Annotated in this window: 10 protein-coding genes and 1 pseudogene; 5 read left to right on the top strand and 6 right to left on the bottom strand. The window is 62.6% G+C overall.

The features are described from left to right. Positions 1-63: 63 nt before the first annotated feature. Complete coding sequence (gene proP, locus BM70_RS0120485) at positions 64-1,566, bottom strand: glycine betaine/L-proline transporter ProP (RefSeq protein ID WP_025857722.1); 1,503 nt, start codon at positions 1,564-1,566, stop codon at positions 64-66. A gap of 153 nt (positions 1,567-1,719) precedes the next feature. Between proP and BM70_RS31445 the strand changes: the two genes are divergently transcribed. Beyond that, positions 1,720-2,217 carry a GNAT family N-acetyltransferase gene (locus BM70_RS31445; protein WP_043274311.1) on the top strand — a complete coding sequence of 166 codons (498 nt, stop codon included), beginning with the start codon at positions 1,720-1,722 and terminating at the stop codon, positions 2,215-2,217. A gap of 176 nt (positions 2,218-2,393) precedes the next feature. Continuing rightward, positions 2,394-3,797, top strand: coding sequence for an MFS transporter (locus BM70_RS0120475; RefSeq protein ID WP_025857721.1), 1,404 nt, complete (start codon positions 2,394-2,396; stop codon positions 3,795-3,797). 53 nt (positions 3,798-3,850) lie between these two features. Here the strand turns inward: BM70_RS0120475 and BM70_RS0120470 are convergent, their stop codons facing one another. After that, positions 3,851-5,143, bottom strand: a complete 1,293-nt coding sequence (locus BM70_RS0120470) for a sorbosone dehydrogenase family protein (protein WP_025857720.1) — start codon at positions 5,141-5,143, stop codon at positions 3,851-3,853. Next, positions 5,140-5,553 (bottom strand): DUF2231 domain-containing protein, encoded by a 414-nt coding sequence (locus tag BM70_RS0120465; protein WP_025857719.1) that lies wholly within the window; start codon positions 5,551-5,553, stop codon positions 5,140-5,142. The genes BM70_RS0120470 and BM70_RS0120465 overlap by 4 nt, the downstream gene beginning before the upstream one ends. Positions 5,554-5,727: 174 nt before the next feature. Between BM70_RS0120465 and BM70_RS0120460 the strand changes: the two genes are divergently transcribed. Continuing rightward, positions 5,728-6,756, top strand: a complete 1,029-nt coding sequence (locus tag BM70_RS0120460) for a UV damage endonuclease UvsE (protein WP_025857718.1) — start codon at positions 5,728-5,730, stop codon at positions 6,754-6,756. 89 nt (positions 6,757-6,845) lie between these two features. Here the strand turns inward: BM70_RS0120460 and BM70_RS33975 are convergent, their stop codons facing one another. The 3 genes and pseudogenes from BM70_RS33975 to BM70_RS0120450 form a co-directional block, all read right to left on the bottom strand. Further along, on the bottom strand, positions 6,846-7,613 hold the full coding sequence (locus BM70_RS33975; protein ID WP_371262174.1) for a methyl-accepting chemotaxis protein: 768 nt from the start codon (positions 7,611-7,613) through the stop codon (positions 6,846-6,848). An 87-nt stretch (positions 7,614-7,700) separates the two neighbouring features. After that, a pseudogene (locus BM70_RS33970) lies at positions 7,701-8,702 on the bottom strand (cache domain-containing protein); the annotation flags it as partial. A gap of 232 nt (positions 8,703-8,934) precedes the next feature. Next, positions 8,935-12,918, bottom strand: coding sequence for a bifunctional nitrate reductase/sulfite reductase flavoprotein subunit alpha (locus tag BM70_RS0120450; RefSeq protein ID WP_025857716.1), 3,984 nt, complete (start codon positions 12,916-12,918; stop codon positions 8,935-8,937). A 619-nt stretch (positions 12,919-13,537) separates the two neighbouring features. On the opposite strand from BM70_RS0120450, the gene nirB reads away from it, so the two are divergent. Further along, a complete protein-coding gene (nirB, locus tag BM70_RS0120445; protein ID WP_025857715.1) occupies positions 13,538-16,078 on the top strand; it encodes a nitrite reductase large subunit NirB in 2,541 nt (846 codons plus the stop codon). Continuing rightward, positions 16,078-16,440 (top strand): nitrite reductase small subunit NirD, encoded by a 363-nt coding sequence (gene nirD / locus BM70_RS0120440; protein WP_025857714.1) that lies wholly within the window; start codon positions 16,078-16,080, stop codon positions 16,438-16,440. The genes nirB and nirD overlap by 1 nt, the downstream gene beginning before the upstream one ends. The last annotated feature ends 61 nt before the right edge of the window (positions 16,441-16,501 follow it).

The following is a 16,501-nucleotide window of genomic DNA, read 5'->3' as shown; positions in this document are numbered from 1 at the left end:
GGCTGATCGGTGGGCGTCAAGTTGGCACAGAAGAGGCACCCGATCAGTCGCGCAAACCGGCTTTTAGTTGATGCGCGGGTGCTGTTCCACGAGGTGCTTGCGCTTGGCTTCCAGCTCGGCAATCTCGGCATCGATGTCTTCGATCTTCTGCTCGATAGTGTCGTGGTGTTCCTGCAGCAGTTCCTTGGCTTCTTCCATGTCCGAAGCGGCCGGCGCTGCACCGCGCAGTGGCTTGTTGGCGGTTTCCTTCATGGTCAGGCCGGTGATCAGGCCGACCACCGCAAACACCATCAGGTAGTAGGCGGGCATGTACAGGTCGTTGGTGCTTTCCACCAGCCAGGCCACGGCGGTCGGGGTGACGCCGGCGATCAGTACCGAGACGTTGAACGCACTGGCCAGCGCGCTGTAGCGCAGGTGAGTGGGGAACATCGCCGGCAGGGTCGAGGCCATCACGCCGATAAAGAAGTTGAGGATCACCGCCAGGATCAGCAGGCCCGCGAAGATCAGCCCGATCTTGCCGCTGGTGATCAGCATGAACGCCGGGATGGCCAGGAACAGCAGGCCGATACTGCCAGCGATGATAAACGGCTTGCGGCCGATCTTGTCGCTGACAAAGCCAATGAACGGCTGCACGAACAGCATGCCGACCATGATCGCAATGATGATCAGCACACCGCTGTTTTCTTTGTAGTGCAGGTTATGCGACAGGTAGCTCGGCATGTACGTGAGCAGCATGTAGTACGTCACGTTGGTGGCCGCGACAATCCCGATGCAGGTCAGCAGGCTGCGCCAGTGCTGGGTCGCGACCTCCTTGAACGAGACTTTGGGACCGTGGGTCAGGCCTTCGCGGTCGCCTTGTTCGAGCTTGTCCATGTGTTGCTGGAAGGCCGGGGTTTCTTCCAGCGCATGGCGCAGGTACAGGCCGATGATGCCCAAGGGCAGGGCAAGGAAGAACGGCAGGCGCCAGCCCCACGCTTCAAAATCGGCTTCGCCGACGACGCTGGAAATCAGCACCACCACGCCCGCGCCCAACACGAAACCGGCGATGGAACCGAAGTCCAGCCAACTGCCCAGGAAGCCACGCTTGCGGTCCGGGGCGTATTCGGCCACGAAGATCGAAGCACCGGTGTATTCGCCACCGACCGAGAACCCCTGGGCCATTTTGCACAGCAACAGCAGGATCGGCGCCCAGATGCCAATCGAGGCGTAGGAGGGGATCAGGCCGATGGCGAAGGTGCTCAGGGACATGATCACAATGGTGGCGGCGAGGACCTTTTGCCGCCCGTACTTATCGCCCAGTGCCCCGAAGAACAGCCCCCCCAGCGGACGGATCAGGAAGGGCACGGAGAAGGTACCCAGTGCAGCGATCATTTGTACGCTGGGCGAAGCGTCGGGAAAAAACACCTTGCCCAGTACATAGGCGACAAAACCGTAGACGCCAAAGTCGAACCATTCCATGGCGTTACCCAGTGCGGCGGCGGTGATCGCCTTGCGCACTTTGGTGTCGTCGACGATGGTGATGTCTTTCAATCCGATGGGCTTGACGCTTTTCTTACGTGATTTCATGCGGGGCACTCTAAAGCAGAACAGGGGAGGTGCCATCGCTGCGATGGCACCGCTCTGTCAGTTCAGATACAGGCGGACATGAAATAATTCACCACTATTTGCGTTTTTTTGCGGATGGATTGAACGTTGTCAGTCCACACACGAGATATGCCGATGCCAGCCACCCCCTCCCGCCTCATCTACCGTCAGCCACGCCCCGACGATGTGCAGCGATTGTTCGCGATCTTCGGTGACCCGCAAACGAACCTGTTCAACCCAGCGGGGCCGATGGACAGCCTGGACGTTGCGCAACGCCTGCTGGATCACTGGCTCGAACAGTGGGCCAGTCAGGGTTATGGCTGGTGGGCGATTGCCCGCAAAGAAGCGCCGGAACACATCATTGGCTTCGGCGGGATCGCGCCCCTCAACTACTTGACCGAGCGGCGCATCAACCTCGGATACCGGTTCGCGGTGGAAGCCTGGGGGCAGGGCTATGCCACCGAGTTAGGCCGCGACGCGCTGATGCTGGCATTCAATACTCTCGGTTTGCCGGCGGTGTTCGGTCTGGTGCGACCGGATCACGCGGCATCGATTCGGGTGCTGGAAAAGATCGGCATGCAGCCTTTCGGCCTGCTCGATGATGTGCCGGGCAAGGCACCAAGCCTGGTATGACGGGTTTGTCATCCTACAACTGCGATGGCCTGATATTTTACATACCAGCCAAATACCTCGATAAGCGGCAATCTTTCAGATTGACAGCGTGTAGGCGTCTCGATATAAAAGTCGCAGTTGTACGACGACATATGACGTAACGTATGTCCTACCTAACAAAAATAAAAAGTGATGCCATGAACTTGAACGAGCCCATCAACGCCCAGCGCGTTGGCCAGGCGGTAGGTAACTATCGCTGGACCATCTGCGCGATGCTGTTCTTCGCTACCACCGTCAACTACCTCGACCGCCAGGTACTCAGCCTGCTGGCACCTCAGCTGTCCACGCAATTTGGCTGGAGCAACACCGACTACGCCAACATTGCCGCGGTGTTCCAGTTTGTCTACGCGATTTCCATGCTGTTCGCCGGGCGCTTTGTCGACAGGATCGGCACCAAGGCGGCCTATGTCGTGGCGATTGGCATCTGGTCCACGGGCGCCATCATGCATGCGTTCTCGGTGCCGATGGGCGAGGGCATCGCGGCCATCAGCGGCGCAATCGGCCTGGCGGTGATTCCGGTGTCGATTGCCGGTTTCATGCTGTCCCGTGCGGTGCTGGCGATTGGCGAAGCGGGTAACTTCCCGATCGCGATCAAGGCCACCGCCGAGTACTTCCCCAAGAAAGAACGTTCACTGGCCACCGGTATCTTCAACTCCGGGGCCAACGTGGGCGCGATCCTGGCGCCGATCTGCGTGCCGCTGATCGCAGGCCTCTGGGGCTGGGAAGCGGCGTTTATCGTGATCGGCGGCTTGGGATTCGTGTGGGTTGCGGTGTGGATCGCGCTCTACCAGAAACCGGAGGAGCAAAAACGCTTGTCGCCCGCGGAACTGGCCTACATCCGCAGCGACCAGACCGTGCAGCCTTTCACCCCGGCACCGGCCGGCGCTGTGGAGAAGAAGGTCTCGTGGTTCAAGTTGCTCACCTATCGCCAGACCTGGGCCTTTGCCTTCGGCAAGTTCATGACCGACGGCGTGTGGTGGTTCTTCCTGTTCTGGCTGCCCACCTATCTGTCGGCGCAATACGGCATGAAAGGCGCCGATATCGTGATGCCGCTGGCGGTGCTGTACAGCATGACCATGGTCGGCAGCATCGGTGGCGGCTGGTTCCCCAGCTACTTCATGGCGCGCGGCGATGCTCCTTACGATGGGCGCATGAAAGCCATGCTGGTGATTGCGCTGTTCCCGCTGGTGGTGTTGCTTGCGCAGCCGTTGGGCTACATCAGCTTCTGGGTACCGGTATTGCTGATCGGCGTGGGCGCCTCCGCGCACCAGGCGTGGTCGTGCAACATCTTCACCACGGTGTCGGACATGTTCCCGCAGAAGACCGTGGCTTCGGTGGTCGGTATCGGCGGCATGGCCGGCGGCCTCGGCGGCGTGGTGATGACCAAGATCGGCGGCTGGGTGTTCGACTACTACAAGTCAGTCGGTGACATCCACACCGGCTACATGATCATGTTCGCGATCTGTGCGCTGGCTTACCTGGTGGCGTGGAGCGTGATGAAGACGCTGGTACCGCGTCACAAGGAAATCACTGACCTGTAAACCCGAGGAGAAATGTGGGGGCAGGCAAGCCCGCCCCCCATGGGTTTGTGCCGTTACGGGTTACGCGTTACCCGCCAAATGGTATTGGCCAGGTCGTCGGCGATGATCAGCGCGCCTTTCGGGTCTACCGTCACGCCCACCGGGCGGCCACGGGTCTTGCCGTCATCACCGCGAAAGCCGGTGGCGAAGTCGATAGGCTCGCCGGACGGCTTGCCATTGCTGAACGGCACGAAGATCACCTTGTAGCCCACCGGATTGTCACGGTTCCAACTGCCGTGCTCGCCGACGAAGACGCCATCGGCAAACTTCTCGCCCATTTGCGCGATGGAAAAGTCTACGCCGAGGGCTGCCACGTGGGAGCCCAGGCTGTAATCCGGCTTGATCGCAGCGGCGACTTTGGCCGGGTTCTGCGGCTGTGCACGCGGGTCGACGTTCTGGCCCCAATAGCTGTAGGGCCAGCCGTAGAAGGCGCCTTCACGCACCGAAGTGAGGTAGTCCGGCACCAGGTCCGGGCCGAGTTCGTCGCGTTCGTTGACCACCGTCCACAATTGCCCGGAGTCCGGCTGGATGGTCAGTGCGGTCGGGTTGCGCAGGCCTGTTGCATAGGGCTTGCGCGCGCCGGTGGCCGCGTCGATCTGCCAGACCATCGCGCGGTCGATCTCCACTTCCATGCCGCGTTCGGTGACATTGCTATTGGAGCCGATACCCACGTAGAGCTGGCTTCCGTCAGCGCTCACGGCCAGGGATTTGGTCCAGTGATGGTTGATCTGTGCCGGCAGGTCGGTGACTGTGCTGGGTGGGCCGCTGGCCTTGGTCTGGCCGTCGGCGTAGTCGAAGCTCACCAGTGCATCCTGGTTGGCCACATAGAGTTTGCCGTTGGCGAACGCCAGGCCGTAGGGCGCATTGAGGTTGTCCGCGAACACGGTCTTGAGTTCATAGGTGCCGTCACCATCGGCGTCGCGCAGCAGGGTCAGGCGGTTGCCGCTCTTGACCTTGGTATTGCCTTCGGCCTTGATCAGGCTGGCGATCACGTCCTTGGGCTTGAGCTTCGCTGCGCTACCGCCACGGCCTTCAGCGACGAGGATGTCACCGTTGGGCAGCACCAGGGTCTGGCGCGGGATGGCGAGGCCAGTGGCGATGGCCGTCACGCTGTAGCCATCCGGCACCTTGGGTTTTTGCTCGCCCCACGGTGCGGGCTCGGCAATCTTCATGCTCGGCAGCAGGCTGCTTTGTTGCTCGGGCAGCTTGGGATTCGGACCACGGGCCTGGGTCTTGTCGCCTTCGCCCCCGCAGGCGCTCAGCAATAATGCGGCGCTCAACAGGGTCAGGGTGCTGGACGTTTTCATTTGACACCTCCCGAGCGCAGGCCGGTCCATGTCGCCGCCAGTGTCAGCAGCATGACGATGGCCGACAGCACTAGGCCGGCCGGCATCGAGGCGTAGGCGTCCTTGGCGTGCTGGAAGGCATTGACCAGGCCCAGTAACCAGGTGGCCAACAGCAGCAGCACATACCGTGCGGGTTGTCCGGCCTTGCGCTCGGCGCGGAGCAGGTTGACCAGCGCGAACAAAAACGCAAAACCTGCGAACACCAACGCGCCAGCAATCAGCCAGGACGCGAAGTTGGCCCATTGAATCTGGTAGGTCTGGGTGTAGGCAATGTCACTGAGCAAGGCACCGAGAAACAACGGTACGGTGCCGGCCAGCAAGGTCGCATGCAGCGGCCCTGGCGTGTATCGGTAGGCGGGGAGGGTAGTCATAGGCGTGGCGGCTCCTTGTTGTACAACGCCCCTGGGATGGGGCAGCGCATAGGAGATGAGCACACCGGACGTCAGAAAGTTCAGCGTGAATCGTGTCGAAATATTGTGAACCCACTGGGTTGGCCCCGGCCTAACGCCGTATCATCCAGCACTTTATTAACGCCAGGCGCTTCCATGACCCACCCTCGCATCGGCTTCGCGTGCCAATACAAGCACCCCGAACGCCTGCCCTCCGCCAGCGCCTTGAAGCTGATCGAAGGTCCGTTCAACCCGCGCACCACCACATTGCGCTGGATGGAGAGCGTTGCGCCGCAAGTGGCCCGTGACAAATTAGTGGAGGTGGTCACCCATAACCTGGCCGCCCAATTGCGCCTGTTGGCGTACGTCGCCGAGCTGCCGCCGACCTTGCGTATGCTGCGTCTGAGCAGCGATCTGTTGCCCTTCTATAGCCACCCGAAAATCGCTGCTGTGTACAAGGACCCGGCCATCGAACGTCAGTTGGTGGAGGGGTTTGCCGCTATCGGCGACTTGGCGCGTGCTTCGGATATTCGCCTGTCGTTCCACCCTGGCCAGTACTGTGTGCTGGGTTCGGAGAACCCTGGCGTGGTGGAAAACAGCCTGGCCGAGTTTGAATACCACGCTGACATGATCCGCATGATGGGCTACGGCCGACGCTTCCAGGACCTCAAGTGCAATGTGCACATTGCCGGCCGCCTTGGCGTGCAAGGCACCCGTGCGGTGTGGTCGCGCCTGTCAGAAGTGGCGCGCAACTGCATCACCTTCGAGAACGACGAGAAAACCTATGGCCTGGACCACTGCCTGCAAGTCGCCGACCTGGCGCCGGTGGTGCTGGACATTCACCACTGCTGGATCAACGAAGACGACTACATCGACCCCCACTCGGAACGGGTCGCCCGCGTGATTGAAAGCTGGCGTGGCGTGCGGCCCACCCTGCATTACTCCCAACCCCAGGAGAGCCTGCAGGCACTGGGGTTCGACGCCGAGCACAAGCTGGAAATGGGTGCGCTGTTGCAGGTCGTGTCCAAGCGCGACCTGTACGCCCATAGCGCACAGATGTGGAACCGCTGGACCAACGACTACGCGCTGCAGTTTCTCGATCGTTTCGACATCATGCTCGAAGCCAAGGACAAAAACGTGGCCGCGTTGGCCTTTTATGCGCACTGGACGCGGTGCAACGGTTGAGGCGTAGGCAGAGTGTCGGTCGACCAGGATGCCAGCAGCGCCACAAAACGTGCGCCCAGCAGGCACAACCAAAATCCTGAGCGGGTGCCTCAGGACTTGAACCGTCCCACCAGGCCATTCAACTCGTCCGACAGATTGGACAAACGCCCCGAATCGTCCTGCGCCGAGTTGGCCAGGCTTTCCACCAGGCGTGCCTCGTCGTAGATCTGCTGGATATGCCGGTTGATCTCTTCGGCCACGCTGTGTTGTTCCTCGGCCGCGGCGGAGATCTGCAGGTTCTGGTCGCGGATCTCGTTCACCGACAATTGGATGCCTTCGAAACTGTCCCGCGCGCTTTCGATGGAGGACACGCTGGCTCGCGACAGGTCCAGGCAACTGCCCATCTTCTGTGTGACTTCCTGGGTCTTGTTTTCCAGGGTGCCGAGCAGTTGCTCGATTTCACCGGTGGAGTCGGACGTGCGCTTGGCCAGTGCGCGCACTTCATCGGCCACCACCGCGAAGCCACGGCCCTGGTCGCCGGCACGGGCGGCTTCGATGGCGGCGTTGAGTGCCAGCAGGTTGGTCTGCTCGGCAATCGCGCGGATGGTGCCGAGAATCTGGTTGATGCTGCGGCTGCCGGCCTCCAGTTCGACCATGGCCTGGGACGATTCGGTGAGGCGCCGGCCCAGGCGGTTGACGTTGTCGGTGGTGACCTCGATCTGCTGCTTGCCCTCGGCCACGCGACGGTGGCCGTTCTCGGCGGACTGCGCCGCACCGCTGCATGAGCGTGCGACTTCGTTGGCGGTGGCCACCATTTCGTTGAACGCGGTCGACACCAATTCGACGGCCTCACGCTGGCGGCCGGCAGCCTCGTTCATGTTGTGCGCCACCTCGCTGTTGACCTTGGAAGCGTTCTGCAGGTTGGCCGAGGCCGCGCCGATATGCTGGATCAGTTGGCGGATCGCCGCGAGAAACTTGTTGAACCAGCCGGCCAGTTCGGCGGTTTCATCCTTGCCCTGTACGTGCAACTCGTGGCGCAAGTCGCCTTCACCCTGGGCGATGGACTGCAGGCCGGTGCTGACCTGGCCGATGGGTTTGACGATGACCTTGGAAAACGCCGCCGCGATCAGCCCGAAGATCAGCACCAGCACGCCGACGATGATCGCGGTGAGGTAGGTCATGCGCGTGGCTTCGGCCATGACTTCACGGTGTTCGATCAGCCCGATATAGCGCCAGCCGAGGCCGGGTGAGGTCCACACGTTGGCCATGTAGCGCACGCCGTCGATCACCACCTCGGTGGAGCCTTGCGGCGTGTCGGCCAATTGCGCATAGGCTGCGCCCAGGTCCTTGAGCGGCTTGAAACTGTGGGCGGCGTCGCGTGGGTCCACCAGCACCACGCCGTCTTCGATCAGCATCACGTAGCCGCTTTCGCCCAGCTTGATGCTCTTGACCAGCTCGGTGAGGTTCTTCAGCGAGACGCTGACCACGAACACGCCCTTGGCCTTGCCGTTGTCCAGCAACGCCCGCGCAGTGCCTACCAGTGCCACGTCGTCTTTGTCGTAGTAGTAAGCCGGCGTGCGCACGGTCTTGCCGGGGCTGGCCATCGCGGCCTTGTACCAGGGGCGGGTGCGCGGGTCGTACTTGGCCAGTTGCGGGTCATCCGGCCATTTGGCGTAGGTGCCGTCTTCCAGGCCGATGGACAGGATCGCCGCCGCCGGGTGCGTGGCGCCAAAGCGCGCGAAACGGTCGATCACCGCTTGCGCCTCGGCCGGCATTGGCTGACTCGCCGCCTCGGCGGGCTGGTAGTTCTTTAGTGTGTTCACCGATGTGTATACAGGATCAGTAGCCATTTGATCGACGTTTTGCAGCGTGCCGTCGAAGAACTGGCGAATGTTGCCATCGATCTGACGGATTTCGCGGGTGCTGCCATCGATGAACTGATCCACCGCCTGGGTCCGTGTGTTCATGACCGAAATCACGGCCACCAGGCTCACCGGGATAAACGCAACAGAGGCAAATGCCAGTACCAACTTATTTTTTATTTTCATCGAGACGACCATCAGCGTAGAGGGCGGCCAAATCGTCGCAGTCCTGAAATGGAATCGCGGCAATTTGCTATCACTGCTGTTTCGGCCCTGGTCCGGCAAACCTTTAGGGTTTTTTGTACACAATACAAATGGGTGATTGTTCTGTATCCAATCAATACACATCACGCAGATAACGCTTCTGTTCGCTCAGCTGACGCCAGTAATCGACGGCACCTTCCACATCCAGCCCGCCGTGGGTTTGCGCCACTTGACGCAGGGCCTGGTCGACGTCCTTGGCCATATGGCTGGCATCGCCGCAGATGTACAGCCTGGCGCCGTCCTGCAGCCAGCGCCACAGTTCGGCGCCTTGCTCGCGGATGCGATCCTGCACGTAGACCTTCTGCGCCTGGTCGCGGGAGAACGCCAGGCTCAAGTGGGTGAGCAGGCCGTCGCGCTGCAGGCCTTGCAGTTCGTCCTGATAGTAGAAGTCAGTGGCGGCGTGTTGTTCGCCGAAGAACAGCCAGTTGCGGCCCTGATGCCCCAGCGCCCGGCGCTCCTGCAGGAACGCACGGAACGGTGCGACACCGGTACCGGGGCCGATCATGATCATCGGCACTTCGCCGTCACGGGGTGTGCGAAAGTGCTTGGACGGCTGCACGAACAATGGCACTTCACCGTCACCGACGCGGTCGGCCAGGAAGGTCGAGGACACCCCTTTGCGTCTGCCATAACGCACGGCGGCCACGGTGAGGTGCACTTCCCGTGGGTAGGCCTTGGCACTCGAGGCGATTGAGTAGAGGCGCGGCTGCAGGCGCTTGAGGGTGCCCAGCAGTTCGTCCGCCGAGCAATCGATGGGGTACTCGTGCAGCACGTCCGCCAGTTGCCGGCCCCACAGCCAGTCATTCAGTTCGGCCTTGTGCTCGGGGTTGAGCAGGTGCTTGAGGCCTGGGTTGGCGCTGCGCTCGGCGATAAAGGCCAGGGTGTCGCTGCTGGGCCGGGCGATTTCGAAATGCTGGGTGAGTGCCTGGTCCAGGGGAACATCGCCGAACGTGTCGATGTTCACGCAGGTACTGCCCCCCAGGCGGGTCAGGTCGAGCAACTCGCTGACCAGCTCGGGGCAGTTGCGCGGCCGCACACCCAGCGCATCGCCGGCTTCGTAGGTCAGCCCGGAGTCGGCCAGGTCCAGGGCGAACTGGCGGGTTTCCTTGTGGGCGCTGTGCGGATTCAGGTGCCGGTTGAGCAGCAGGCGCGACCCGTACAGCTTGGTCTTGCCGGCAGGCGTGGCGGGTGGGGCGAGCGCCACCGGCTTTGCCGGGTTGAGGCTCTGCTGGAAGCGCGCCAGCCAGGCGTCGGCGGGGGCTTCGAATTCGGTATCGCAGTCGACGCGTTCGAGCAGGCGGGTTGCGCCCAGTTCCGACAGGCGCTGGTCGAGTTGCTTGCCGTGGTTGCAGAACTGGTCGTAGTTCGGATCGCCCAAGGCCAGCACCGCAAAGCGCAGCGACTCCAGGCGCGTCTCGGCGGTGCTGAGGCTGTGCCAGAAACCTTCGCCATTGTCCGGCGGGTCGCCGTCGCCGAAGGTGCTGCTGATCAGCGCCAGGGTGTGGGTGCTCGCCAGTTTGCTCGCGGGGAAGTCCGACATCGCGCTCAGTTCCACCCTGATACCGGCGTCGTGCAGGCGCTTGGCGAAACGCTCGGCCAGGGCTTCGGCGTTGCCGGTTTGCGATGCCCACAGCAGGGTCACGGCAGGCGAGGGCGCTGCGCCGGATTCGGTATGACTGAATAGCCCGCCGAGCAAGCCGTTCAACCAGAGCCGGGACGCATCGGCCAGCGGCGCATTGGCGGGCATCGTCGGTACGCCGACGGCCTGGCGCGCGGCGTTGGATTGCAGGCCGCTGAGGAAACCAGCGAGGTAGATGCGCTCGTTGTCACTCAATGACGGTTGCGGCAGGTGACGGAGGCCGGCGATTTCGGCGAAGGCGTCGAGGCGCGACATGACGGTGTCCTCAGGTTCGTGAGCGTGGAGGTCGAGGAGCTGATGGTCGATCAGTTCGACGCGGACCAGGGCGACGGCGCAGAACTTGAACTCCGGCTGCAGGGAAATCGGGTCCACGGCATCGTTGGTCACGGCGTTGATCGCCAGGTGTTCGCCAAACACATCGTTCCAATGAAAAGGTGCAAAACAGTTGCCTGGCCGCACACGGTCGGTGACCACGGCAGGCAGCACGGCGTGGCCGCGCAGGGAGCGTATTTCGACCCGGTCCTTGTCTTTGATGCCCAGCCGGGCTGCGTCTTCGGGGTGCAGTTCCACGAAGGGGCCGGGGTTGAGTTTGTTCAAGGTGGCGACCTTGCCGGTCTTGGTCAGGGTGTGCCATTGGTGCTGCACGCGGCCGGTGTTGAGCACGAAGGGGAACGCATCATCGGGCATCTCGGCGGGCGGCATATGCGGGCGGGCAAAGAACCGGGCCTTGCCGTTGTCGGTGGCGAAGGCGAGGGCGCCGTGGGTGCGGTAGCGGATCGGGTTGCGGTCCGCTGCATCAACGGATGCGCAGGGCCATTGCAGCGGCTTTTCGCGCAGGCGCGGGTAACTCGCGCCGCGCAGGTCATAGCCGGTCTTGGGGTTCCAGGCGCATTTGATTTCTTCGAATACGTCGGCGGCGGATGCGTAGCTGAAGGCTTCGGCAAAGCCCATCTCACAGGCGACCCTGGCGATGATCTGCCAGTCGGGTAACGTTTCGCCGGGGGCGTCGACGGCTTTCTGCATCAGGGTCAGGTTACGTTCGGAGTTGATCATCACCCCTTCGGCTTCGGCCCACAGCGCACCCGGTAGCAGAATGTCGGCGTAGCGGTTGGTCTCGGTGTCGAGGAAGGCATCCTGGGTAATCACCAGTTCGGCGGTCTGCAGCCCTTTGATGACGGTTTGGCGGTTGGGCACGCTGGCGACCGGGTTGGTGCAGATTATCCAGCAGGCCTTGATCTGCCCGGCGGCCATCTGCTCGAACAGCGCCACGGTGCCGCTGCCGGCCTGGCGTGGCAGGCTGTCGTGGGGGATCTGCCACAGGTCCTCGATAAAGGCGCGGTCCGCCTCGACCAGCACCGAGCGCTGCCCCGGCAGGCCTGGGCCCATGTAGCCCATTTCGCGCCCGCCCATGGCGTTGGGCTGGCCCGTGAGGGAAAACGGACCGCTGCCCGGCCGGCAGATGGCGCCGGTGGCAAGGTGCAGGTTGCAGAGGGCGTTGGTGTGCCAGGTGCCGTGGGTACTCTGGTTCAGGCCCATGGTCCAGCAGCTCATCCACTCGGTGGCCTGGCCGATCCAGTCGGCGGCTTGGCGGATATCCGCTTCGGCAAGGCCGGTGAGGTCTGCGACGCGCTGCGGCGAATAGTCCTCCAGGAACGCGGGCATGGCCTCCCAGCCCTCCGTGAATGCAGCGATGAATTGCGGGTCGGTATGGCCGTTTTTGACCAGCAGGTGCAGCAGGCCATTGAGCAGGGCCAGGTCGGTGCCGGGTTTTATCGGCAGGAACAGGTTGGCCTTGTCCGCCGTGGCGCTGCGCCGTGGGTCGACCACGATCAGCTTCGCCCCGGCCTTGACCCGGTCCATCATGCGCAGGAACAGGATGGGGTGACAGTCGGCCATATTTGCGCCGATCACGAAGAACAGGTCGGCGCGGTCGAAGTCCTCATAGGAGCCCGGCGGGCCGTCGGAGCCGAGGGACAGTTTGTAGCCACTGCCGGCGCTGGCCATGCACAGGCGCGAGTTGGACTCGATGTTGGCGGTGCGCACGAAGCCCTTGGCCAGTTTGTTGACCAGGTACTGGGATTCCAGCGACATCTGGCCCGACACGTAGAAGGCCAACGCGTCCGGCCCATGGGTGTCGAGGACGTGGCGCAAGCGGCGCGCAGTGTCGCTGATGGCCTTGTCCATGGCGACGCGCACGGGGTCCTGCTCGCGTGCCTGGCGCACATAGGCGTTCTCCATGCGTCCGGATTCGGCGATGGCTTGGCCGCAGGTGGTGCCTTTGGTGCACAGGCGACCGAAGTTGGTGGGGTGGGCCTTGTCGCCGATCACCTTGACTACTTTGTTGTGTTCGACCTGCATGACGATGCCGCAGCCCACGCCACAATAGGGACACACACTGCGTATGCTTTGGTTGGCCATGTGAAACCCGTGTAAACAAAAAAGGCGCCTTGTAACCCTCCGTTGAAAACGGGGATTACACGGCGCCTTTGTCGTGAGAGGGCAGTCAGCGTTGACTGCTTGGTTGGGGTGTTCCTAGCAAGTCACGCGCCAGTTTGTTCACGACGCGGTTTGTCGGGTGAACTGGCCTTTTGTGATGAACGGGATTTTTGTGGTGAGCGGGCTTGCCCCGCGCTGGGCTGCGCAGCAGCCCTTAAATAGATACCGTGGTGCTCCCGCGCGGGGCAAGCCCGCTCACCACAGCAAGCCCGCTCACCACAGAACACTGTTTACCCCTGGCAAATCGTGCACTTTTATGACGCGAGACGCACCAGTTAGAGGCGTTGGAGAGGGTGTACAGAATTGCGAACAACCTGTCGAGCCATGAACACGGCCTCGCCTTCGTTTGGCACAGACCCTGCAAGCTCCCTCTTAACCCACCTCGGTCAACGACGATCGACACCAGGGGCAATAGCGGTCAGTCCGGCGCAGTCGCCCGATCCGAACCCGCATAAGAACAGGCAAAGACGCCTGGAACCGAAAGGTTTCAGGCGTTTTTTTTGCTTTTTTAAACCGTGATGAGCTTTGTCGGGTGCTTTATATGAACAATCTCAAAACCTTGATCGTCGTCGGCAATGGCATGGTCGGCCACCACTGTGTGGCGCAACTGATCGAGCGCGGCGCGCTGGATCGCTATCGCTTGCATGTGTTCAGCGAGGAACCGATGCGCGCCTATGACCGGGTGCATCTGTCCGAGTATTTCACCGGCCGTGACGCCGAGTCCCTGGCCTTGTCCGAGGCCTCGTTGTATCAGACGCCAGGCGTGACCCTGCACCTGGGCGTGCCGGTGCTGGAGATCGACCGCGTCCGCTGCGAGGTGATCACCGCCAACGGTTGCTTCGGCTATGACAAGCTGGTGTTGGCCACCGGCTCCTATCCGTTCGTGCCGCCGATCGAAGGCGCAGAAGGCGATTCGCGGCTGGTGTATCGCACGCTTGAAGACCTGGACGCGATTCGCAAGGCGGCCGTCAACGCGAAGCGCGGTGTGGTGGTGGGCGGTGGCCTGCTGGGCCTGGAAGCCGCCAACGCGCTGAAAAGCCTGGGCCTTGAAGCCCATGTGGTGGAGTTCGCGCCGCGCTTGATGCCGGTGCAACTGGACGACTTGGGCGGCCTGGCGCTCAAGGCGCAGATCGAGCGGCTGGGCGTGGGGGTGCATTTGTCTCGCGCCACCCAGTCGATCAGTGCTGGCGAGCAGTTCCGCTACCGCATGAACTTCGCCAATGACGAATGCCTCGAAACCGACCTGATCGTGTTCTCTGCCGGTATCCGCGCCCAGGACGCACTGGCCCGTCAGGCGGGCCTCGAGATCGGCCCGCGCGGCGGCGTGGTGATCAACGACGAATGCCTGAGTTGTGACCCGAACATCTACGCGATAGGCGAGTGTGCCTCCTGGAACGGCAGCCTGTTCGGCCTGGTCGCGCCCGGCTACCAGATGGCCCGAGGCGTCGCCGCGCTGCTTTGTGAGCAAACCGCCGAGCCGTTTGTGGGCGCCGACATGTCCACCAAACTCAAATTGCTGGGCGTGGACGTGGGCTCCATCGGCGACGCCCATGCCCACACACCCGGCGCGCGCAGCTACCAGTTCATCGACGAAGCCAGCGCCAGCTACCGCCGCCTGGTGGTGGACGCCTCGGGCAAGCAGGTGATCGGCGCCGTGCTGGTGGGTGACAACAGTTACTACGACACCTTGCTGCAATACCTGCAGAACGGCATCGCGCTGCCATCCGAACCGGCCAGCCTGATCCTGCCATCCTCCAGTGGCGCTCCGATCCTCGGCCCCGGCGCGTTGCCGGAATCGGCCACCGTGTGCTCCTGCCACAACGTGACCAAAGGCGCGATCTGCTCGGCCATCGACAGTGGCTGCAGCGACCTTGGCCTGCTCAAATCCCAGACCAAGGCCTGCACCGGTTGCGGCGGCTGCGCCGGGCTGCTCAAGCAAGTGTTCGAGCATGAACTGATCGCCCGTGGCGTCAGCGTCGACAAGAGCCTGTGCGAGCACTTCGCCTACACACGGCAGGCGCTGTACGCGCTGGTGCGTGTGGAAGGCATCACCACGTTCGACGAACTGCTGGCCAAACACGGCCGTGGCCATACCGGTTGCGACGTCTGCAAGCCGACGGTGGGCTCGATCCTGGCGTCGTGCTGGAACCAGCCGATCATGGACGCATCCCTGGTGCCGCTGCAGGACACCAACGATACGTTCATGGCCAACATGCAGAAGAACGGCACCTACTCGGTGGTGCCACGCATTCCGGGCGGCGAGATCACCGCGGATAAGCTCATTGTGATCGGCGAAGTGGCGAAGAAATACGACCTCTACACCAAGATCACCGGCGGCCAGCGCATTGACCTGTTTGGCGCGCAACTGCATGAACTGCCGGACATCTGGGGCGAGTTGATCGCGGCGGGGTTCGAGACCGGGCATGCGTATGGCAAGTCCACGCGCACGGTGAAGTCGTGCGTGGGCAGCACCTGGTGCCGCTACGGCGTGCAAGACAGCGTGAAAATGGCGCTGCTGATCGAGGACCGCTACAAGGGCCTGCGCTCGCCGCACAAGCTCAAGTTCGCAGTGTCCGGCTGCACTCGCGAGTGCGCCGAAGCCCAGAGCAAGGACGTGGGCGTGATCGCCACGGAGAAGGGCTGGAACCTCTACATCGCTGGTAACGGTGGCATGCGCCCGCGTCATGCGGAACTGTTTGCCACCGACCTGGACGATGCCTCGCTGATCCGCTGCATCGACCGTTTCCTGATGTTCTACATCCGCACCGCCGACAAGTTGCAGCGTACATCGGTATGGCGCGAGAGCCTGGAAGGCGGCCTGGATTTCCTCAAGGACGTGATCCTGCACGACAGCCTGGGCGTGGGTGCCGAGCTGGAAGCGCAAATGCAACAGGTGGTCGACCGCTATGAATGCGAGTGGGCCAACGCCCTCAAGGACCCGGAGAAACTCAAGCGCTTCCGCACCTTCGTCAACGACAAACGCCCCGACCCGGACATCCACTTCGTCCAGGAACGCGGCCAGCGCCGGCCGATCATGGCCGCCGAACTCAACCTGATTCCCGTCACCGAGGAGATTGCTTGATGAGCCAGTCCAACACGCAACGCAACCTGGCCACCTGGAAACGTGTGTGCAACCAGGCCGACCTGGTGAGCAATTCCGGCGTGGTGGTGTGGGTGGACGGCGCGCAGGTGGCGCTGTTCTACCTGCCGGATGCGCAGGACCAGACGGTGTACGCCATCGACAACCATGACCCGGAATCCGGGGCGAATGTGATCGGCCGTGGTTTGATCGGCAGTATCAAGGGCGACCTGGTGGTGGCGGCGCCGATCTACAAGCAGCATTACCGGCTGGAAGACGGCCAGTGCCTGGAGGCGCCGGACCAGCGCCTGCGGGTGTGGCCGGTGCGGTTGAACGGTGGGGGGGTGGAGTTGGCATTGGCTTGATGCTGTGTGCAGGAGTTGTGGCGAACCGATTCCTGTAGTGAGCGGGCTTGCCCCGCGCTGG

The sequence above is a fragment of the Pseudomonas sp. CHM02 genome (assembly GCF_000612585.1).
Taxonomy (GTDB): Bacteria; Pseudomonadota; Gammaproteobacteria; order Pseudomonadales; family Pseudomonadaceae; genus Aquipseudomonas.
This window is presented reverse-complemented; position numbering and strand designations above follow the sequence as displayed.